The following is a 21195-nucleotide window of genomic DNA, read 5'->3' on the forward strand; positions in this document are numbered from 1 at the left end:
GCCTGGAGGAAGCATGGGATGGAGACGGCCGCCGGTATAAGTGCCAATGAAGGCACGAGCCTTCCGCTACGCCTCGATATGCGTAATATTTCAAAGCATTTCGGCGCGGTTACCGTGCTGGACGACATTTCGTTGACATGTCGGGCCGGCGAAGTGCTGGCCATTTGCGGTGAGAACGGCGCGGGCAAATCCACCCTCATGAAGGTTCTGGCTGGCTTCTACCGCCCGGATGCCGGCGACGTGCATATCGACGGAAATCTCGTTCATTTCAGGCACCCGCTCGACAGCCAGCGCGAAGGCGTTGCCATCATCCACCAGGAACTCAGCCTCCTGCCGCACCGCACGGTTGCGCAGAACATATTCCTCGGGCGCGAGCCGACGCGGTTCGGCATCGTCGACCACAAGCGCATGCGTGCGGCGGCCTTGCGCGTGCTGGCACGCCTGCAATCGACCATCGATCCCGACACCTTGGCAGGCATTCTACCTATCGCCGATCAGCAGGTCGTGGAGATCGCCAAGGCACTGACGCTCGACGCCCGCATTCTGGTCTTCGACGAGCCGACGGCGGCTCTCGACAATGCCGAGGCCGCGAAGCTTTTCCGCCTGATCGAGGAGTTGCGGCGGGACGGCGCCGCCATCCTCTATATCTCGCACAGGATGGGCGAGGTCTTCACGCTTGCCGACCGCATCTGCGTCATCAAGGATGGACGGCTCGTCGGCGACCTCGAAAGAAGCGATACCAATTCCGACGCCATCGTCCGACTCATGGTCGGTCGCGAGATCGGAGCACTCTTCCCGCCACGATCTCGCGTCGCGTCTGGCGAAGCGGTTCTCTCCATCGCCGACGGAGGAAACCGCCATCTTCACGATATCGCGCTGACCTTGCGAGCGGGCGAAATCACTGGCGTCGCTGGGTTGGAGGGATCCGGCAAGACGGCACTTGCGCGTGCCATCACCGGCGACGAGCCCTTCAAGGCCGGCAATATCCGCTTCTGGGATGGCAAAGGCGCGGCGTCCAGTCCACGCGAGGGCGTTCGAAGAAAGATTGCCTACGTTCCCGACGATCGGAAAAGCGAAGGTCTCGGCCTTCGCCAGTCGTTGCGCGAAAACGCAGCCCTGACCCGACGCGCCTTGTCGCCTTCGCTATCGCTTGTGTCGCGCGGCGGCTGTTCAGCGCCGGCGCTCGATGCGCTGCTGCGCCAGCTCGATGTCCGGGCGGCAAGCCACACGATGCCTGTGGGCGCTCTGTCGGGCGGCAATCAGCAAAAGGTGGTCGTCGCCCGATGGCTGGCCGTCAATCCGCGCCTCTGGGTGCTGTGCGAACCCACGCGCGGCGTCGATGTCGGCGCCAAATCCAGCATCTATTCGATCCTGCGATCCTTTGCCGATGCGGGCGGCAGCGTGCTGGTCGTCAGCTCCGATCTCGCCGAGGTCATCGGCCTCAGCGACCGCATCTTGGTGATGAGCGAAGGGCGGATCGCCGCCGAATGCCCGGCCGGCGCCAGCGAGGAAGACATCATGAAACATGCGGTCCTGTCGCACCGGCCACTATCAGGCGCGTCGAGGGCGACAACATGACCGATATGCCAATCGAAAGCAGCCGGGCCGGAAGAAACAGGATGCGGAGCTCGGCGCTCCCGCTCGTTCTCGTCGCCGGTTCGGCCATTGCCTATACCGTCGTCGCGTTCATAACCGGTCAGATCGCGCAATTGAGCTGGGACGGGGTCATGGGGCTGCTGCAGCGCATGGTCGCGCTCGGGGTCGTGGCGGTCGGCCAGACCTTCGTCATCCTCGCCGGCTCGATCGACCTCTCGGTGGCGCACCTGATCAGCCTCGGGGCAATCATCTCGACCTTCGTCATGCAGGGCGATCCCACGTTGATCTGGCTCGGCATCCTTGCGGCAATCCTCCTGGGCATTGTCGTCGGGGGCGTGAACGGGTTGCTCGTAACGCTTCTGAAGGTCAATCCGCTGATCGCGACACTCGGAACCGGCCTTATTTTGCAGGGTATCCTGACGACAAGCTACGGAACGATGCAGGCGACAGCGCCTGCCGGCTACCGGACGCTTGCCTATGACTCGATCGCCGAAGTCCCCTATGCGCTGCTGCTGTTGGCCGCCATCGGCATCGTCGCCGCCTTCGTTCTTCGCCGCACCATCGCCGGCGCCCGCATCTACAGCGTCGGCGGCAATCCGATCAGCGCCCGTCTCGCCGGCATCCACACCGACAGGGTGGTGCTCGCGGCTCATATCGTATCGGGTGCATGCGCCACCGTCGCCGGTCTCTATCTGGCGAGCCGGCTTGGAACGGCGACACCCTGGGTCGGCCGCAATGGCGGCTACGATCTCGATTCCATCGCCGTCGTCGTCATCGGTGGCACATTGCTTGCCGGCGGCAAGGGCGGTGTCGGCGGCACGCTTGCCGGCGTCTTTCTTTTCTGCACCATCGACGCCGTCTTCAACATGCTGCAGATCGACCCGTTCCTCGGACAGGTGCTGCGCGGCGCCGTCGTCGTGCTCGCCGTCGCCTATCACAGCGTCAGGCAGAAAGGGCACATCGCATGATGCCGTCCCTCGCGGCCAAGCTCAACATTCCACAGGGGCGGTTTCCCATGCTGGCGTCAATAAGGCGGGTCAACCCCGCCCTGATCATGCTTCTCGTTCTGCTTGTGGGCATCGCGATCCTGAGCCCGCTCTATCGTACGCCTGCCGGCATGATGAGCCTGCTGCAGCGCGCGGCCCCTCTGGTCATTCTCACCTGCGGTCAGGCTTTCGTGCTGATCTCCGGCGGCTTCGATCTCGCCCAGGGTTCGCTCGTCACCCTCGTCGTCATTGCCTGCGCGCTGCTCACCGGCGGCGATGCGGCGCTCACCCCTGAAGCGATCGGCATCGCCCTCGTGCTTGGGCTTGTTGTCGGCTCGGTCAACGGCTTCGTCGTATCCTATCTGAAAGTGCCCTCCATCATCGCAACGCTCGGCGCGCTCCTGTCGGTAAAGGGCGCGGCGATGGTGTGGTCAGGCGGGGCACCGCAGGGCTACCTTCCGGACAATCTGCGCATGTTCGGCCGCATGGTCATCCGCCCCGTGCCGGTCATCGGCAGCCTGCCTGTCGCCGTCATCGTCCTTATCGTCGTCGTCGCCCTGCTCGCCTTCCTGCTGCATTCAACCCAATACGGCAAGCTGCTGACCATGATCGGCGACAATCCACGCGCCGCGGAACTCGCCGGCGCGCCGGTCCGCAGGATCCGCTTCGCGGCCTTCGTGATCTCATCCCTTTCGGCCGTCATTGCCGGCATCCTGCTGGGCGGCTTTTCGGGCGTGTCAGTCGATGTCGGCACCGGCCTCGAATTGCAGGGGACATCGGCGGCTGTCATCGGCGGCATCGTGCTGCTCGGTGGTCGCGGCAGCATTTTCGGCGCCGCCTGCGGCGCTCTTTCGCTCTACGCTTTGTTCACATTGCTCAACCTCATCGGCTTTCCCGAGCCGATGCGCGTGGCGGTGCAAGGCATCATTCTGATCGTCGCAGCCGCGATCACATCGCGGCGGCAGATGATGAGTTGACGATCGCGCTCCTTGGGAGAGGGCGCCTTACCGGGCAATACCGGTTCAACATTGGGAGGGTAACATGACAGCATTCAACGCAACGAAGCCTCTATCCATAGCCGTCAGCCTCTGCCTGCTTTCGGCGTCAGTGGCGCTTTTCGCTCCACCGGCCATGGCGGATGACGCCTTCACCGCCGAACAGGCGCTGTTGAAGGTGACGCCGACCGGCCCCGTAGACAAGCCGTGGGAGCAATATGTCGGCGGCGGCCTGGTCGATACCTCGAAATACAAGAAGGCCGGCCCGCACAAGCTGTGCTTCTCCAACGCCAGCGTCAGCAACCCGTGGCGCGTCGTCGGCTGGAAGGTCATGCAGGCGGAAGCCGACGCCGAAAAGAGCTCCGTCGCCTCGCTGCAATATGCCGATGCCAAGGATAGCGACGACAAGCAAATCTCCGACATCCGCGCCTTCATCAATGGCGGCCAGTGCGATGCGCTGATCGTCTCACCGACGACGTCGAACGCACTGACGCCCGTTGTCGAGGAAGCCTGCAAGACGATGCCGGTCATCGTCTTCGACCGCAGTGTCAATACGAGCTGCCCGGTCACCTCGATCAGCAGCATCGGCGGCAATGCCTGGGGCATCGCCGGTGCCCGCTATATTGCCGAGAACCTGCCGAAGGGCGGTAAGGTGCTGATGCTGCGCACGGCACCCGGCATCGACCTGTTCGAAACCCGCTCCGATGCCGCCATGCGCATCTTCAAGGAGGCCGGCATCACACCTGTCGGCAGCGAATTTACCGGTGGTGACAATGCCAAGACCAAGGCGGTCGTATCAGACTATCTGAGCCGACTCGGTCAACTCGATGCTGTATGGGTCGACCTCGGCGCCATGTCCGTTGCCGTCGCCGAAGCCTTCGAAGATGCCGGCCAGCCCTACCCGATCATCACCGGCGAGGATCAGGAAGACTATCTGCAGAAGTGGAAGAATACCGGCTTCAAGGGCGTTGCCCCGACATACCCGGCCTATCAGTGGCGCACCGCACTGCAGGCGGCCGTAAAGATCCTTGATGGCAAGCAGGTTCCAGGCCCGAAATGGGTGCTGCCGCAACCCGTCATCACCAACGAAAATCTCGACCACTATGTGAACCTGAAAATGCCGCCGCTGCACTACGCGCTCTGCGGCTGCGAAGACCTGCCGGGCTACCCCGAGCGTTTCGGCGGCAAACGCTGATCCGTTTCGCGCAATGACCACACAACGACCACTCTGCCGATAATAACAGGACGTATTCCATGATCGACTATCTTATTCTTGGTGGTGGCAGCGCAGGCTGCGTTCTGGCCGCCCGTCTTTCCGAAAATCCCGGCGTTGAGGTCGTTCTCGTCGAAGCCGGTCGCAACATTGCGGCCGGCAGCCTTCCCGACAATATCCGCAGCCGCTATCCTGGCCGCGCCTATATCGACGAAGGCAATATCTGGGCTGATCTCAAGGCCTATATCGGTGCGCCGAAGGGCGAAACTTCAGGCCGAAGCCCGCGCCGCTATGAACAGGGCCGCGTGCTCGGCGGCGGCTCGGCCGTCAACGCCATGGTCGCCAATCGCGGCGCACCGGGCGATTATGACGAATGGGGCGCCGAGGGTGCGAAGGGATGGTCCTGGGAAACGGCCCTGCCCTATTTCCGCAAGCTGGAACATGATTTCGATTTCAACGACGACTATCACGGACAGGATGGCCCGATCCCGATCCGCCGCATCAAGCAGGCCAACATGTCGCCCTTCGTCAAGAGCGTCATCGACACCATGGTTGCGCGCGGCCATCAGCGCCGGCCAGACCAGAATGGTGAATGGAAGGACGGCATCTATGTCGGCGCGATCGCCGTCAGCGACAAGGGCGAACGCGTGCCGACCTCCGTCGCCTATCTGTCTCCTGAAGTCAGGGCGCGGCCCAATCTGCGCATCCTGACGGATCGGTTCGCCGACAAGCTCGTGCTCGAAGCAGGCCGCGTTACCGGCGCAGTCATTTCCGATGCACGGGACCGCTCAAGGACTGAAACGCTGCTCGGCCACGAGACCATCGTCAGCTGCGGCGCCATTCATACACCGGCATTGCTGATGCGCAGCGGCATTGGCCCCGGCGAGCAGTTGAACAAGCTCGGCATCGCGGTTGCCCTTGACAAGGCCGGCATAGGCCGCAATCTGATGGAACATCCGTCGACCGCCGTTTCCACATATCTGCCGCCGCAATCGCGGCTGCGGGATCTCGACGAACATCACGATCACGCCATCCTGCGCTTTTCGTCGGGCCTGCCGGGAACGCCGGAAGGCGACATGCACGCGGCAATGATCGCCCGCTCCGGCTGGCACAGCGTCGGCCAGCGGGTGGGTACGCTGTTCATCTGGGTCAACAAGGCCTATTCGCGCGGGCATGTGCAGCTGCAAAGCATCGATGCGCGCGAGGAGCCGCTGGTCGATTTCCGCATGCTGTCGGACGAACGCGATCTCGAACGGTTGAAATCCGCCTTCCGTCTCGGTGCCCAGACATTGCTCGACAAGCATATGGACGGTCATCGCGGCCCGGTATTTCCAACCAGCTATTCGCCGCGGGTCGCGAAGCTTGGCGGTCCGGGCATGCTCAACCAGATCCAGCGCGGCCTGTTCGGCGCGATGCTCGATCATTCCTATGCCCTGCGCCCCTGGCTCATCAATTCCGTGGTAACGCTCGGCGTGAAGATCGAGAACCTGCTTGCCGACGACAAGGCGTTGACCGCATTCGTCAGCGGTGCCGTCGGCGGCGTCTGGCATGCTTCGGGAACCTGCAAGATGGGCGCGGAGAGCGACCCGCTTGCCGTGACGAGTGGCAGCGGCGAGGTCTACGGCATCGCCGGTTTGCGCATCTGCGACGCCTCGCTGATGCCGACCATCCCGCGCGCCAACACGAACACGCCCGTGATCATGATGGCGGAGAAGATCGCCGACGACATCAAGGCCGCACGGCAGAGCGCTTCATCACCGGCGCGCGCCGCCTCGCCATCGGCATAGGCACGGCATTCAATCCCGCATCACGCCGGTTGGCGGGATGCGGTCGCCTGTTGCAGGCCGAAAAGGATGAGAAGCAGAAGACCCAGCGCGCCGCCCGCCAAGGCCGAGGCGGTCCATCCACCCCAATGATAGGTGACGGTGCCAAGCAGCGAACCGAGTGCACCGCCGATGAAGGTTACGGTCATGTAAAGCGCATTGATGCGACCGCGATTTTCCTGCCCGGCTGCGGAGAAGATGATCCGCTGGCTGACCACCTGATTGCCCTGCACGCCGGCATCGATGAGGAATGCAAGGATCGCCAGGCCAACCACGGTCGGGATTGCCGCCGCCCAGCCGGTGGCCAGGAACCCGACGCCGACCAGCAGCATCGAAGCGAGGGTGACCATGGTGGAGTGACCATGATCGGCAAGGCGTCCGGCCAGAGGTGCGGCAAGAGCGCCGCCCGCACCGGCAAGCGCGAAAAATCCGATCGCGCGCTGGCTGAGGCCGAGTTGCTCCGCAAGCATCAGCGGTGCGGCCGTCCAGAACATGTTGAAGGCGGCAAACATCAGAAATTGGAAGGCTGCGCGCCAGCGCAGAGCCGGCATGGCCAGCCAAAGCCCCGCCATCGAAGTGAGGATCTGGCCGTAGTGCAGACTGCCCTTGACTGCATGCTTCGGCATCATGCGCACCAGCGCCACGAGGATCAGCACCATCAGCACTGCCGAGCACCAGAAAACGGCGCGCCAGCCGAAGCTCGCGGCGATGAACAGCGAAGCCGGACGCGCCAGCATGATGCCGGTCAACAATCCGCCCATGATGTTGCCGACGGTGCGGCCACGCCGCTCGGGCGGCACCATATGGGAGATGAAGGGGATCAGCACCTGCGCGCCGGTGGAACAGACCCCAACGACGAATGAAGCGATGAAGAACGGAACTGCAACCGTCGAGACAGCAGCCGCGATCAGCGCAATGATGGTGAGCGAAAGCGTCACCAGCACCAGCCGCCTGTTCTCGACGATATCGGCTAGCGAGACCAGCAGAAACAGACCGGCGCCATAGCCGATCTGGGTGATGCTGGTGATCGAACCTGCCAGGCGATCGCTGATACCAAGCTCGGCGCCGATGGAGGCAACCAGCGGCTGAGCATAATAGAGATTGGCGACGAGCGCACCCGTCGCAACCGCCACGACGGTCACAAAGGCGCGCGAGGGCTCCTGCTCGACCCTATCGGTCGCCAATGTTTCATCCTCTTGCATGGAGATCTCCGGATTCGGCTGCAACTTGAGCATGATCTCAAGGAAATGCGAAGTGGTTTTTAGGCCGGCCCATGACTAATCAGAAGATGGAAAATGGGCAGATCGCTCAAATGTGATCTGGCTCAGGACGTCATTGCGAGGCACAGAGCGCCGTTCACAAGCAAGGCTACTCCTGCCAGAACGGCGACATGCCTTTTCCAGGGCAAGATCGCATCCGCCAGCATCCACGCGGTCAATAGCGCCATCCAGCCGACATTCATCACGCCACCGGCAAACTGCAGGCAGATCATGCCGGCGCAGCTGCCAAAACATGCTCTGCCGTGTCGCAGCCCCGCTTTCACTCCTGTACCCCCGCCGCAAGTCCCCGTTACGCAAAACGGCTTCGGCGACCGCCTGAACGGCAGGACCTGATAAAGGCCTGCAGCAATGAAAAGAAGGCCGCTCCATTTCGGATTACCCATGGTCGCGCCGCCGATCAGGACGCCGTGGGATTCCAGAGCCCATTGTGCCAATGCGGCGACAACGCTTCCGAGCAGGATCATGAGGAGATAGCCGCTCGCGACCGACATGGCTGCAGTATAGACATCGAGGCGGCCGCGATGATCCCAGGACGCCTGCATGATAGCAGGAGCCGCGCCCGGCAGCATCATAGCCGGTGTCATGACAATCCACATTGCCAGCAGGCTGAATGCCCGGCCTGAATTCCAGGTCGGTATGTTCGACCCGATCCCCTCGACGCCGCACACCATGATGCCTGCCATCGGCATGGTCGAAACGAGAAGCCACCAGCAAAGCGCACTGACAAAGGCGATCCCCAGAAGGATCGCCTGCATCTGTGTGTCGCGAAGCATGATGGTCGAACTCATCGCAAGTACCGACTGGAGTGTTGATGGAGAGCACATGGCGGCCCCGGCCAGCGAAGCCGCCATGTGAGCTGCTGCCTAATTTGAGGAGATCAGCAGCAGCATCCCTTCGAGCCGTCGCCCGCAAGGACGCTCGCTTTGTTGACCGTATCCGGCAGGTTGTTCGACGGATTCATCTCGAAGAAGCCGGCAGGCGCCAGCGAGAAGCCGCAGGATATGCAGGGCTGCACCGGAAAGTCCTCCGGACGGACGACATGATGCAGGCCGAAGGAGTGCCAGAGCACGATGTCGGTGTTCTCGACCGGACGATCTTGCTTGACGATCTCCGCAAGCCCGTCCGAGCCATCGGAGTTGGCGACGAACTCACCGGCTGGATAGCGCTCGTTCTCATTATACGGCGTGACCCAGATATGATTGCGGATGAAGTTTGACCGCGTGCCGGAAGCGCCATCATCCTGGATCATCGGGGTGACGCAGTTGGGTGCATGCAGTTTGTAGCCTACGGGCTTGCCGACGTGATTGAGCTTGTTTGGATTGACGACCTTCCAGCTGCGATGCGTGGAAAGATCGGCCCTGCGGGCCGCCGCAAGCTCCGTCTTCAGCACGGTATCCTCGGCATAGAAGGCATTGCCGAAGGGGTTCGTGGCGCTCGTCGGCTCCATGTATGAGTTGGTCTCGACAACGCTATTGCCCGAACCGTCCACAGCCATGTCGAGACGGGCGCAGAACACATGTTGATGGATCGGCGCGCCGAGACCCGGCTGGATTTCGACCGAGTATTTGTCCGGCTGGCCGGGATGGCAGGCATTGGTGTTGACGATGCCGGTCGCCTTCATTTCGAATTCGATCTCGCCCGCGAGATCCAGATACCAGTATTGCGCATATTCGTAATTGCCGACCGTGCAGATCGAGGAGATCACCAGCTTGCGGCCGCGCTTCAGCACGGTCCGGCCGGTACGGAAATCCCAATGCTTCCAGAGGATGCCGGTATCCTCTTCATGGATGCAAACCGCCTTTTCGATGGTAACGGCTTCGCCCTTGATGCCGTTCACATGCGCATCGAGATAGTGGATGGTGCCCAGGCAATCGCAGCCGAGCTTGAGCGAATTGGTGAGCTTGCCAAAGCCGTATTCGCCAACGTCGAAAATATTCTGCCGGGCATGGCCGAAAAGGGGCGAACCATAGGGCACCACGAGCTCAGCGATTGCGGCCCGGCGAACGACCGAACGTCCGTCATAGCGGATATCGTGAAGTACCAGGCCCTCGCGAGGGGTGAAACCGATCGCCAGCGTCCACTTGTCCCAGGAAATCGCATGGCCGTCGATGGTGAAACTGACACCCTCAGGCTGCACGACATCGAGCGTCTTGAGCGGCGCCGACGGAGCGGGCAGAAATTCGGGATCGTAGTCATAGCGCACCATCGGGATCGGCGGATGATCGGGGTGATCGTCGACGCGCAGAACCTCGCCGGTCTTGACGTCGATGACGGCATTCAGACCTTCGATCGGATGGGCGTAATAATTTCCAAACTCGTGAACGCGCAGCCACGAGAAAGTATGGGAGATCAGTCGGCCCTCTTCATCCTTGTGGCCGAAATTGCCGCCGGACCAGGAGTCGACGATGACGCCGGTCATATCCTCGATGCCACGCTTGCGGCAGGCTTCGATGAAGCGCGGATCGTTCTTGACGTTGACCTCGACGCTCAGCATCTGTTCGACCATGAAGCCGGCGCGCGCCGTCGGGAAATGCTTGCGGCCGACGATCGACTTGTCGGCCAGCGAGATGATCAACTGCCAGACGCCCGGCTTGTCGATATGGTTGACGTTGACGCGTGCCTCGCGAGGCAAGGTCTTGCCGTCCAGATGGGCGCGATATTCCGCCGGCGTCGGCTCGCGGAGATCGATATTCTCGAAGAGCGCAGCCGGCCCCAGCTCTGGATCAGCCTTGACCACATCGGCAACGATGCGGATTTCATCCGCGGTCAGCGGCGAAAGAGCTCTCAGGTAGGTTGGCGGCGGCGGTGCAGCAACGCCGGCTTGCGCCGTAGCGGGGTGAACGGTCTGATTCATGGCACTCTGTTCCCTATTCTATTGCGGTGGAGGCCGGCTGAACGGCCATCCCACGCGGTTCGTCGTCGTCGACAGGCCGCCACGCGCGGCCTGTCTGATGGTCGGTATTATTGGCGCAGGTCCGTCCAGATCCGGTCATAGGCGCGCGTCGCCTTCTCTGGGCAGGAGGGAGCGAAGACGATCTTCAGATCGACCGGCGGGTTGAACTCCGGCGAATTGCCGACTTCCGGCGGCAGATACTTGTTCGATCCGGCGACCGCGCTCTGATAGCCGGTCGACTTCTGCTGCAGGGCGATGTTCTCGGGATCCATCAGGAAGTTCAGAAACTTCTTGGCGTTCTCCAGATCGGGAGCGCCCTTTGGAACGGCAACATTGTCCATCCAACCAATCACGCCTTCCTTTGGAATGACGTATTTGATGGTCGACTTCTGCTGACGCGCAGCTAGCGCCTTGCCCGACCATTGCTCGTGCATCACGGTTTCGCCGGACACCTGGCGCTCCGTCGTTCCGTCGGAATTATAGACCTTCACGAAGGATTTTTGTGCCTGGAGCAAGGCGTCGAGTTGCTTCAGGTCGGCCGGGTTGACGTTGCATTGGTCCTTGCCGAGATAAAGCAATGCCAGCGACATAACCTCGCTTGGCGAGCCGAACATGCCGATCTTGCCCTTGAGGTCGGCGGATGGCTCGAACAGCGCCTTTAAGCTATCGGTCGGGCCCTTGTAGATGGCGGTATCCACCGAGTATGACGTCGTTCCCCATACCCACGGAACCGAGTATTTGGCATCGACGTCCCACGGACGCTTCTGCCATTTCGGCTCCAGGTTCTTGAAGTTCGGCATCGAGGCGACGCCGACATCCTGCAGCAGGCCCTGGCTGGCGAAGATCGGCACGAAGTCGTTGCTGATGATCATCACGTCATAGCCGGATGCGCCGGAGCTAATCTTGGCAAGAGCGGTTTCGTTGGAATCATAGGTGTCGATCGTCACCTTGATGCCGGTTTCCGCCTCGAATTTCTTGACCATCTCGTCGGAGGTATAGTCGGTCCAATTATAGATATGCAGGACGCCGGCATCGGCAAAAGCCGCATGCGGCATGGCGCAGGCAACGCCTGCAAGCAGGCTGGTACTCAGGAGCAGTTTCTTCATTTTGGTCATGGTTCCCTCTCTGTTATTTTTGCCTAGAGATTATTGTTCCGCCTTCTGGCTTCGTCGTCCGAGCAAAAGCGACGCCGTGACGAAGACCAGCGAGACCGCAAGCAGAATGGTGGAGATGGCATTGACCTCCGGCGTCACGCCGAGCCGCATCATGCCGTAGACATAAACGGGCAGCGTCGTGGACCCGGCTCCGGACACCATCAGGCTGATCAGGAAATCGTCGAGCGAGACGACGAAGGCCATCAAGGCGCCGGCCGAAATTGCCGGCATCAAGAGCGGCAGTGTCACGCGCCGGAACAGCTGCCACTCGCTGGCGTAGAGATCGCGCGCCGCCTCTTCCAGCGCGCCGCCCATGTCGCGCAAGCGGGCCTGCACCGGCAGCAGCGCAAACGGGATGCAGAAGACGGTATGGGCGATGATGAGATTGACGAGACCATTATGCATGCCGACCATCGAGAAGAAGATCAGCGTCATGATCGCCACGATGATCTCAGGCACGATCAGCGGCAGCGCGATCATCGCCGTCACCGTCGCCCGGCCAAACCGCAGCTTGCCGCGCTCTAGCGCGAGAGCTCCGGCCGTCGCGATCAGGGTCGAAGCGACTGTCGCGGCGATAGCAATGATAATGCTGTTGAAGGCAGCGCGGCGGATATCGGTGTTGGCGGCGACATCGACGAACCAATGGAAACTGAAGCCGCTCCACACCGTCACCAGCTGGTTGGCATTGAAGGAGTAGATCACCAGGATCGCCAGCGGCGCGTAGAAGAACAGCATGATCACAGCCGTGAAGGCCGAAAGGCCGGGTGTGTGACGCCAATCGAAGGGTCTCACGGTCTTCATGAGCGGCCCTCCTCAGGCACCTTGCGGGCACGGGCAAGGAAGATCAGCAATACGCCTACCGTCACGACGATCGACAGTGCCGCCCCGAAGGGCCAATTGCGCGATGTGGTGAACTGCATCTGCACGAGACTGCCGATCAACAGCTTCTTGCCGCCACCCAAAAGGTCCGGTGCCAGGAAAGAGCCGAGGGCAGGAGCGAAGACGAGGCTTGCGCCAACCAGCGCGCCGGGCTTGGCCAGAGGCCAGATCACGCGGCGGAAGACGGCATAGCGATTGGCATAGAGATCATAGGCCACTTCGATCAGCCGGGGATCGATACGCTCCAGCGTCGAATAGACAGGCAGGATCATGAAGGGCAGGAACGTATAGACCAGGCCCAACAGGATCGAGCCATCATTGTAGAGTAGCGGCAGCGGACCGTTGATCACACCCAACGACTTCAAAAGACCGTTCGCCAGCCCTTCGTCGCGCAGGATCAGCACCCAGCAATAGGTGCGGATCAGCGTGTTGATCCAGAACGGCAGGGTGACAAAGAACAGCAGGATTCGACGGCGCTCCGGCGCCTGGCAAACGATATACCAGGCGACAGGCAGGCCAAGCGCGAGACAAATGATCGTCGTTGCCGCCGCCAGATAGATGGAGCGCAGGATGATGATCACATAGCTCCACGAGAACATCAGGCTGTCGTCGAAATCGCGCCGGAACAGGAACTGCACATAGGCATCGAAGGTCAGCGGCATGGTCACGCCGCCATAGGGATTGGCGGTCATGAAGGAATAGACGACGGCGATACAAAGCGGCAGCACCATGAAGATGCCGATGACCAGGAAGGCCGGGGCGATAAGAGCCAGAGTGCGATTTTCGTTCACGAGACCGCCTCCACTCAATTCGACAGGTGGCGTTCGACGCCACTCGGCCAATCGACGACGACGGATTGTCCGGCGGTCAGGGAAAGTTCGGCATCGCGGCAGCGGCTGCGCACCTTGCTGCCGCCGTCGAGCGTGACCTCATAGAGTGTATCGAGACCAAGGAAGGTGACTGACGCGATCGTGCCTCTGGCCCGCCCCTGCCCCGAATTCATGGCGGGAGAAACGGCAACCCGCTCCGGGCGCACCGCAACCATGATGGCGGGGTCGCGTCCGAGAACAGTGCCGGGAATAACATTGGACTCGCCAATGAAATCCGCCACGAAATGGCTTTGCGGATTATCGTAGATCTCCCTGGGCTCGCCCACCTGGAGGATGTTGCCTGCCGACATGACGGCGATGCGATCCGACATTGCCAGCGCCTCTTCCTGATCATGCGTGACCAGAATGAAGGTGATGCCGGTCTCGCGCTGCAGGCGCTTCAACTCCGATTGCATTTCCTTGCGGAGTTTCAGATCCAGCGCCGACAGCGGCTCGTCGAGCAGCAGCACCTTCGGGCGCGGAGCAAGCGCCCTTGCGAGCGCGACGCGTTGTTGCTGACCGCCGGAGAGCTGACGAGGGCTGCGAGAGGCATAATTGTCGAGCCGCACCATGCTCAACGCGGCGCGCACCCGCTGATCGATATCGGCCTTCGGCACTTTGAGCATTTGCAGACCGAAGGCGACGTTCTCGGCAATCGTCATATGCGGGAAGAGCGCATAGCTCTGGAACACCGTGTTGACGGGCCGCTTCTGCGGCGGCAGCGAGGCTGCGTCGATATCGCCGATGCGGATCTTGCCCGTCGTCGGCGCCTCAAACCCGCCGATCAGACGCAGCAGCGTCGTCTTTCCGCAACCCGAGGGGCCGAGCAGGGTGAAGAACTCATTGTCCTGGATTGTGAGATTAACCGTGTTCAAGGCGGTGACGAGACCGGCGCCCTTCGTGGAGAAGGACTTCGAGACACCCTCTATACCGATCATAGCCTGCACGTTTTAGCCCCTCAGGTTTTTTATAAATAACCATTTGGTGAATAGCTAACAGCGGCAAAATTCTCCTGTCAAGCGGCGCTGACCTAGCCAAACTTAAAAATCGCCAGCATCGGCGCCAGGAAATTGTGAACCGGTGGCGCATGATTTCTCATCATCCACCCTAAGGGCATGAAACGGCTCAATAATCTCAATAATACGTTGATTTTATTTGTATTTATGAAATGAGATAATAAAAACTTCCCCTCCAGCAACGCTCTATTCAAGAACGTGGGGAGTGCCCATCTCAGCAATTTTTCAACAGCGACAAGAGCCGGCCTCGGGAGCGAGGCAAAGGTCAAGCTCAGTCACTACATAACTATCTGGTTACTAAATACTCGAAAGAAGTTGAGCCTTTGGAGAGCTCCGTCTCTTCGAATATTCAGCTGATGCATGCTCTTCGTGTTTGCAGCCGACATGACCGGAGCTTGCCGGACAGGAACTCCCGGCGCCGCCATTCCGGTCAACCGAAAGCCCTTGCATGCCGACCAAGGCTGTGCCGGCACGTTTGCCCGCAACGAGGTGTCACATGACTAATAACGCAACACTTTTTAATTAAACGGTTTTTGAATATCTTGCAACCGGAGCTTTGATGAGAGAACAGGCATGGCCACTTCAGCAGATCGCGACGGCGCAATGCCGGGCACCAATCTGGCGCAGACCCGCACGCTCAATCGCCGCGCGGTCTTCGATGCCGTGCGTCGTGGCGGACCAATCACGCGCACGGAACTGGCAAAGACCATTGGCCTTACCGTTCAGGCGATCTCCAACATTGCGTCGGAACTGGAAGTTGCCGGCTTGATTCGCCAGCAGGGCAAGCGCTTGGGACAGCGCGGGCAACCCGCCGTCGAGCTGTCACTCGATCCGGCGGGCGGCTATACGATTGGACTGTCTCTCGCCTATCGCCGGGTTTCCGGCGTCCTCGTCGACCTCACCGGCACGGTCGTCGCCAGCGAGGCGCAGGATCTGATCGAGCGCGAGCCCGCCTTGATCGCCCAGACACTCGGCACTCTGGTGAACCGGCTTGTCGAGACGTCGGGGATACAGCGGCAGAAGATCTGGGGCATCGGCTGCAGCGTTCCGGGGACAGTTGAGAACGGCACGTTCTGGTATGACAAGGTTCAGGAAGCCGACGAATGGACCAAATTTCCGCTGGCGGCAAAGCTTGAAGAACTGACCGGCGTGCGAACCTTCGTCGAAAACGACGCGACCGTGGCGGCCATCGGCGAACGCCTCTACGGCATTGGCCGCGTCGCCCGCAGCTTCTTCTACCTGCATTTCAATCTGGGCGTCGGTGGCGGCCTTGTCATGGACGGCCATCATTATCGTGGCGCTTTCGGGGGCGCCGGGGAAATCGGCCATATGATCGTCAAGCCCGGCGGCCGGCTTTGCCCTTGCGGCAGCCGCGGTTGCCTGGAGCAATATGTCTCGTTCTATTCGGCGGCTGAAACCATCTGCGGCCCGACGCGCACGCCGGACGAGGTGCCCGCCGAAGAGCTGGCCGCCTGTTTTCGCGCCGGCGACGCTCGATTGCTCGCCTGGCAACAGGAGGCCGGCCAATATTTGAAGATCGCCATCCGCAACGTCGAAGCCATGCTCGACCCCGATACCGTCGTCATCGGCGGCGGCCTGCCCTTGGAATTGCTGGACGGAATCATCGCTGCCGCAGCGCCGCTGCTACCCACGATGACGCACCGGCACTCCAACAGCCATCCGCGCCTGATGCGGGCGGAGCATGCCGCCGAACTGCCGGCGCTCGGCGCCGCCGCCCTGCCGATCGCCATCGTCATGCAGCCCGGCACGTCAGGCGCCTCCTGGCGCGCGACCATCAGCAAGACGCCCATGGCCGCCAATCCGGCGCTCGCCGCCCTGGGAATCGATTCTGCCCTGGAGTAAGGAAAGCCGCTTTCAAGGCATTAATTATCAAACAGCGTTTGAATAATCTTGTGTCAGAGGTCGCGAGTCACGTACGGCCATGAAGATTATCTCCGTAGCCGGGCAATCCGATGAAGACGGGCTTACCTCCCTGGCGGCTTGTCGTTGCTCCTGACCTTTTGAGCATCCAGCTGCCCATGTTCGAAAGTCTTGGCGGCATCGCTGCCGTCCGGATAGGGGTTGGCCTGTTGCGAGTCCGTCTTTCTGCCCGCATCTGCACCGCGTTCATAGGCAGTTTTGTCGCCTTTGTTGGAGCGAATTCTATTGCTTTTTGGTGTCTTTGAAGCACTCGAAACATGTGCTGTCGCCGACACCGGCTGATGCTTTGTCATGGTATGCTCCTTCAATTGTATGTTTTCAGGTGATCAGCCGTCCGCTTGATGGGAGCCTGATTGCGCCGGCTCTTCCGGCGCATGACCGCAAGAAGCAGATGCTGCCTCGTGGTATTTGCACCGAAGCTATTTGTTCTCTGAGGCAAGCTCGCCGGGCTTGAAGCCTCTTTGCCCATTCCCTCGCGCAGGAATGGCTTCGGAACTCGTCTCGCCAGCATCTGCGGAAGGCGAGGATATTGAATCGTCTGCATGATCCCTGGAGGGTGCCGAGGTGTGCTCATCGCTGTCCGAGGTCAACTCTTCCTCGGCTTCGTGCCAATGGCGTTCGTGCTGACCTTCCGGCTCACCTTCCGCTTGCCAGCGGGCATAGGCAGCCTTCCTGATATCGTCCTCATTCATGTCTTTCTCCATCAATGCCACTGCTATCTCGAACTCTGGCAGCGAGCTTTTGTTCCCCGCGGGAGGTGCATGGCTTAGGAAAAGGTCCGCGATCTTCGCCTGTCCGGCGTAGCGGCTATGTCGGGAATGCATTGGGCTAGTAATGGGCCAAGCGGATGAGATCGGGCGACTAGCCGCTCAGCCGGCAACCGATGCAATCATGCGCTGAACTTGAGGAGCGCATCCGAGACATTGCGGGGATCGTACGGCTTTGAAAAGAAAACGCTGCGCTCCGGCATCTGCGTCGCCTCGGGCTGTGTCATGCCGGAGGCGACGATGATCTCGATCGGCGGCCATCGCTCGCGCACCGCGGCCGCCAGTTTCAGGCCATCCATAGAGCCCGGCATGTGGATGTCGGTAAACAATATCCGTATGTCCGGAACACTCTCGAGGAGGCGGATGGCTTCGTCGGCATTGCGAGCGGAAACGGCTTCAAAACCGGCACCCTCGACGATATCGATCGCCGTCATCAGTAGCAAAGGTTCGTCTTCGACGACGAGTACCTTCGGGTTCACCTGTGTCATGCAATCCCCCTGGGTCGCTACCAACCCCGAAAACATCATTTGGTTCCATCTAGATATAAAGAAGCCACCATTATTTCGAAACGTGAAATGTGGCGTCGATTCACTATTGCGTGAAATCGAACGCAGCATTGACCCTCATCGCTTGTATGTGGAGTCGATTCTTGAGACCAGACAAATAGGCTCGACGGATACTCCTATGACGAGCTTTTTCAAAACAGGCCTCGCTGAGGATTAGACTCTGATATGCCGGCACAAGGAAGCGGATACCGAGAAGGCAGCGGAACTTCATTGCGAATACAGCGATGTAATCGGTGGCGGCTATTGCGCGGCGAAGACGCTCAAAATGAATTGCATCGGCCTGAAGGAAATGGGTTTTGAATCCGGGTTCAACGCCAGCCTGATGCTGTAAATTGCAAATGCGGGCACTTCTCTCCAGCTCGAATAGAGATCGCGAATCTGAAACGCGTGTGGAAACGTCCCATATACCTCGGAGGCACCCACCCGCTCGAATGCGAGTTGCGCCCTCGGGAGATGATAGTACTGGCTTACCAGCATGACGCGGGAGATCTGATGCTCCCGCATATAGTCGATCGCATTGCGAGCCGTTGCCAGCGTGTTGTCGCCCTTGTTGTCGACGATGATGCGATCGGCCGGAATGCCGCGTGCCAATAGATAGGTCTGCATCGCGGCTGCTTCATCGAGGCCCGGGCCGTCGATGCTTCCACTGACAAAAAGTTTTGCGCAATATCCCGTCTGATAGCAATTCACGGCGACATCCAGTCGAGACGCCAAGATCGGCTTCGGGGTCCCATCGCCGTAAAGCGCGTTGCCGAAGACCACGGCAATATCGGCCTTGTCATAGCGCATGGTAATGCCGCGCACACAGATGATGGCAGCCGCCGCAATCCACACGATGGCTACCGTCAAGACCGCGAACTTGAGGTAGCGAAATATAAGACGCACTCTTGCGGCAATCCTTCTGCAAATCCGACTTGGCAAGTCGGATTATCTCTCTGAATTCAACACCTATATCTCGCTATCGTAAACGCCAAGCTTACGATAGCCCGGGATTATTCCGACCGGGGCTGCGGCGGCTGCCGGCACCGATCTCGCCATTCAGGCAGTTGATGGTCCGCATGCTGTGGCAACGCTCGACCGTGTCGAGGCATTGCCGCAATAGTGGGTGCTTTTACCCTATGAGAGGTTCTTCAGATACAGCGATAGCAGCTGTGTCTGCGAGGAGATGCCGAGCTTGCGGTAGACGTTGCGCCGGTGAACCTTCACCGTACCCGTCGAGATATTGAGCTTGAGCCCGATCGATTCCGATGAATGCCCCTGCAATACCAGCTCGACGATGGCAGTCTCGCGGCTCGTCAGGTTGAGGTCACGCCAGACGGCATCCGCAGGCGGGGTGTTTCCGGTTTGGCCCTGCTTGCGCCTGCTCCTGCCGCCGGCCGCCAATTGCGCATCGAAGCGCGGCGCAAGGCCGGACCAGTAATGCCTCACCATATCAGTCACGAGTGGCTCGACTTTCCTAAGCGTCATGAATTCGGCCGGCGGAAACACACCGGTCGTCTCGCGCCGCATCAGCGACAGCACGATCGTGACATCTTCACCGGCATTCACAAAGAAGCCGATCTCCTCGGCAAGACCGGTCTGGACATAGTAGGTGCGGTAATATTCGCTGGAAAAGAAGCGGTCCGGCGCCAGTTCCCGCATCCGGAGAACGCCTTCACGGCGCTCGCGCGCCGTATGATAGAAGGGGTCGAGCAGATAGGGGCCGGCCTGATAGAGCGTCACAAAGACGATATGCTCTTCAGGGTCGAAGGTGCTGTAAAGATCGATCGGCCGCTCCTTGCCGCGATAGGCGAAGACGACGACATAGTCGAAGCGCACCAGCGCCGCCATCATTTGACGAAAGGTCTCTCCGAACTCGGCATCCGCCATCGCCGGTCTGCCGATCGTGGCGCTGAAGGCAGCAAAAAGGCCCTCCAGGTCGGTGCTCATCTGACGGATCCCCTCTGCCGCCCTGCGCAATACAGCGCAGTTTCCATATACACCTCCCACGAAGCATTTTGCACGGAAATACCTCTTTCGGGGTATATACCTTGCAGGAAGCTCAGGCTTACTCTTTCCTTAACGACGGTGGCATTAGAGCAGTAAAGACTGCCAATTCCAGACCAACCGCAGGGAACAGACGTGGCATCCGCTTCGACGAACGATATCGAATTCCGTTCGGTCACCAAGGCCTATGGCGCCGTGACCGCCGTGACGGACATCAACCTCAATGTGCCCAAGGGCGCCTTCCTGGCGCTGCTCGGTCCATCAGGCTGCGGCAAGACGACATGCCTGCGCATGATCGGCGGCTTCGAGCAGCCGAGCGAAGGCACGGTGCTGATCGATGGGCGCGAGATGAACGGCGTTCCGGCGTTCCGCCGTCCCGTCAACATGGTGTTCCAGCATTACGCGCTGTTTCCGCATTTCAACGTCGAGCAGAACGTCGCCTACGGGCTGAAGCAGATGCGCCCGAAGATAAGGTCCGCGGAGATCGACCGCCGCGTTGCCGAGGCGCTGGAGATGGTCCGGCTCGGCGGCTTTGCCAAACGGCGGATTCACGAGATGTCAGGCGGGCAGCAGCAGCGCGTGGCGCTGGCACGCGCCATCGTCAATCGCCCCTCCGTTCTTCTGCTCGATGAGCCGCTGGCCGCGCTCGACAAGAAACTGCGCTCGGCCATGCAGATCGAGCTGCAGACGCTGCAGCGCGAGCTCGGCATCACCTTCGTGCTCGTCACACATGACCAGGAAGAGGCGCTCTCGATGGCCGATATCGTCTGCGTCATGAGCGCCGGCCGCATCCGCCAGCTTGGGACGCCGCAGGAAGTCTATGATCGGCCGGCCGATCTCTTCGTTGCTGATTTCGTCGGCAAGACCAACCGGATTGCCGCGACGATGGAAGCGGACGGCACGACGCTTCGCCTCGCGGATGGCTCCGCGATTGCGGCCGGCAAACCCCTCTCTCCCGGCGCAGCAATTGCGGCCCTTCGGCCGGAAGCAATTCACCTAGCCCGCACCCGGGCGACGACGGGCACATCCTTCAAGGGGACGGTTACGCATCGCATCTTCCTCGGCTCGTCGGCGGAATATGCCGTCACCGTTCCGGGGCTGGGCGATTTCCTGATCACGGCCGATCGCCGCAGCATGAGCGACAGCGATCTCGTGGCGCCGGGCGAGGAGGTTTTCCTCGGCTTCGACCCCAAAGCCATACATGTCTTTCCAGCATCGAATGCATAAGCCA

General features: G+C 60.7%; 19 protein-coding genes. 7 read left to right on the plus strand and 12 right to left on the minus strand.

The window, feature by feature from the left end:
- Nucleotides 1-18 precede the first annotated feature (18 nt).
- The 5 genes from ACQZ6F_RS26640 (at nt 19) to ACQZ6F_RS26660 (ending at nt 6577) form a co-directional block, all read left to right on the plus strand.
- Nucleotides 19-1578 carry a sugar ABC transporter ATP-binding protein gene (locus ACQZ6F_RS26640; protein ID WP_449094718.1) on the plus strand — a complete coding sequence of 520 codons (1560 nt, stop codon included), beginning with the start codon at nt 19-21 and terminating at the stop codon, nt 1576-1578.
- The gene (locus ACQZ6F_RS26645; protein WP_449094719.1) at nt 1575-2564 is read left to right on the plus strand and encodes an ABC transporter permease; all 990 of its coding nucleotides are present in this window, start codon (nt 1575-1577) and stop codon (nt 2562-2564) included. The genes ACQZ6F_RS26640 and ACQZ6F_RS26645 overlap by 4 nt, the downstream gene beginning before the upstream one ends.
- Nucleotides 2561-3559, plus strand: a complete 999-nt coding sequence (locus ACQZ6F_RS26650) for an ABC transporter permease (protein ID WP_449094720.1) — start codon at nt 2561-2563, stop codon at nt 3557-3559. The genes ACQZ6F_RS26645 and ACQZ6F_RS26650 overlap by 4 nt, the downstream gene beginning before the upstream one ends.
- Nucleotides 3560-3623: 64 nt before the next feature.
- The gene (locus tag ACQZ6F_RS26655) at nt 3624-4772 is read left to right on the plus strand and encodes a substrate-binding domain-containing protein (protein ID WP_449094721.1); all 1149 of its coding nucleotides are present in this window, start codon (nt 3624-3626) and stop codon (nt 4770-4772) included.
- Nucleotides 4773-4831: 59 nt separating this feature from the next.
- Nucleotides 4832-6577, plus strand: a complete 1746-nt coding sequence (locus ACQZ6F_RS26660) for a GMC family oxidoreductase (RefSeq protein ID WP_449094722.1) — start codon at nt 4832-4834, stop codon at nt 6575-6577.
- Between the two features lie 20 nt (nt 6578-6597).
- On the opposite strand, the gene ACQZ6F_RS26665 is transcribed toward ACQZ6F_RS26660, so the two are convergent.
- The 7 genes from ACQZ6F_RS26665 to ACQZ6F_RS26695 all read right to left on the minus strand — a co-directional run bounded on the left by ACQZ6F_RS26665 (nt 6598) and on the right by ACQZ6F_RS26695 (nt 14626).
- Entirely contained in the window at nt 6598-7815 is a 1218-nt protein-coding gene (locus ACQZ6F_RS26665) for an MFS transporter (protein ID WP_449094723.1), read from the minus strand.
- A gap of 122 nt (nt 7816-7937) precedes the next feature.
- The gene (locus ACQZ6F_RS26670; protein WP_449096341.1) at nt 7938-8744 is read right to left on the minus strand and encodes a copper chaperone; all 807 of its coding nucleotides are present in this window, start codon (nt 8742-8744) and stop codon (nt 7938-7940) included.
- 26 nt (nt 8745-8770) lie between these two features.
- On the minus strand, nt 8771-10747 hold the full coding sequence (locus ACQZ6F_RS26675; protein ID WP_449094725.1) for a primary-amine oxidase: 1977 nt from the start codon (nt 10745-10747) through the stop codon (nt 8771-8773).
- 107 nt (nt 10748-10854) lie between these two features.
- The gene (locus ACQZ6F_RS26680; RefSeq protein ID WP_449094726.1) at nt 10855-11901 is read right to left on the minus strand and encodes an extracellular solute-binding protein; all 1047 of its coding nucleotides are present in this window, start codon (nt 11899-11901) and stop codon (nt 10855-10857) included.
- Nucleotides 11902-11931: 30 nt separating this feature from the next.
- The gene (locus ACQZ6F_RS26685) at nt 11932-12741 is read right to left on the minus strand and encodes an ABC transporter permease (RefSeq protein ID WP_174073398.1); all 810 of its coding nucleotides are present in this window, start codon (nt 12739-12741) and stop codon (nt 11932-11934) included.
- Complete coding sequence (locus ACQZ6F_RS26690; RefSeq protein WP_449094727.1) at nt 12738-13610, minus strand: ABC transporter permease; 873 nt, start codon at nt 13608-13610, stop codon at nt 12738-12740. The genes ACQZ6F_RS26685 and ACQZ6F_RS26690 overlap by 4 nt, the downstream gene beginning before the upstream one ends.
- 14 nt (nt 13611-13624) lie before the next feature.
- A complete protein-coding gene (locus tag ACQZ6F_RS26695) occupies nt 13625-14626 on the minus strand; it encodes an ABC transporter ATP-binding protein (protein WP_449094806.1) in 1002 nt (333 codons plus the stop codon).
- A gap of 651 nt (nt 14627-15277) precedes the next feature.
- Here ACQZ6F_RS26695 and ACQZ6F_RS26700 point away from each other — a divergent pair.
- Nucleotides 15278-16567 (plus strand): ROK family transcriptional regulator, encoded by a 1290-nt coding sequence (locus ACQZ6F_RS26700; RefSeq protein WP_449094728.1) that lies wholly within the window; start codon nt 15278-15280, stop codon nt 16565-16567.
- Between the two features lie 122 nt (nt 16568-16689).
- On the opposite strand, the gene ACQZ6F_RS26705 is transcribed toward ACQZ6F_RS26700, so the two are convergent.
- From ACQZ6F_RS26705 to ACQZ6F_RS26725, 5 genes are all read right to left on the minus strand, one after another.
- On the minus strand, nt 16690-16938 hold the full coding sequence (locus tag ACQZ6F_RS26705; RefSeq protein WP_449094729.1) for a hypothetical protein: 249 nt from the start codon (nt 16936-16938) through the stop codon (nt 16690-16692).
- A 126-nt stretch (nt 16939-17064) separates the two neighbouring features.
- Nucleotides 17065-17337, minus strand: a complete 273-nt coding sequence (locus tag ACQZ6F_RS26710; protein WP_449094730.1) for a DUF2934 domain-containing protein — start codon at nt 17335-17337, stop codon at nt 17065-17067.
- 197 nt (nt 17338-17534) lie between these two features.
- Nucleotides 17535-17891 (minus strand): response regulator, encoded by a 357-nt coding sequence (locus ACQZ6F_RS26715; RefSeq protein WP_136687486.1) that lies wholly within the window; start codon nt 17889-17891, stop codon nt 17535-17537.
- Nucleotides 17892-18218: 327 nt separating this feature from the next.
- Nucleotides 18219-18863, minus strand: a complete 645-nt coding sequence (locus tag ACQZ6F_RS26720; protein ID WP_449094731.1) for a YdcF family protein — start codon at nt 18861-18863, stop codon at nt 18219-18221.
- A gap of 231 nt (nt 18864-19094) precedes the next feature.
- Nucleotides 19095-19907 carry a helix-turn-helix domain-containing protein gene (locus ACQZ6F_RS26725; protein ID WP_449094732.1) on the minus strand — a complete coding sequence of 271 codons (813 nt, stop codon included), beginning with the start codon at nt 19905-19907 and terminating at the stop codon, nt 19095-19097.
- A gap of 192 nt (nt 19908-20099) precedes the next feature.
- Between ACQZ6F_RS26725 and ACQZ6F_RS26730 the strand changes: the two genes are divergently transcribed.
- The gene (locus ACQZ6F_RS26730; RefSeq protein WP_449094733.1) at nt 20100-21191 is read left to right on the plus strand and encodes an ABC transporter ATP-binding protein; all 1092 of its coding nucleotides are present in this window, start codon (nt 20100-20102) and stop codon (nt 21189-21191) included.
- Nucleotides 21192-21195: the final 4 nt, after the last annotated feature.

This window comes from Rhizobium sp. A22-96 (genome assembly GCF_053521805.1).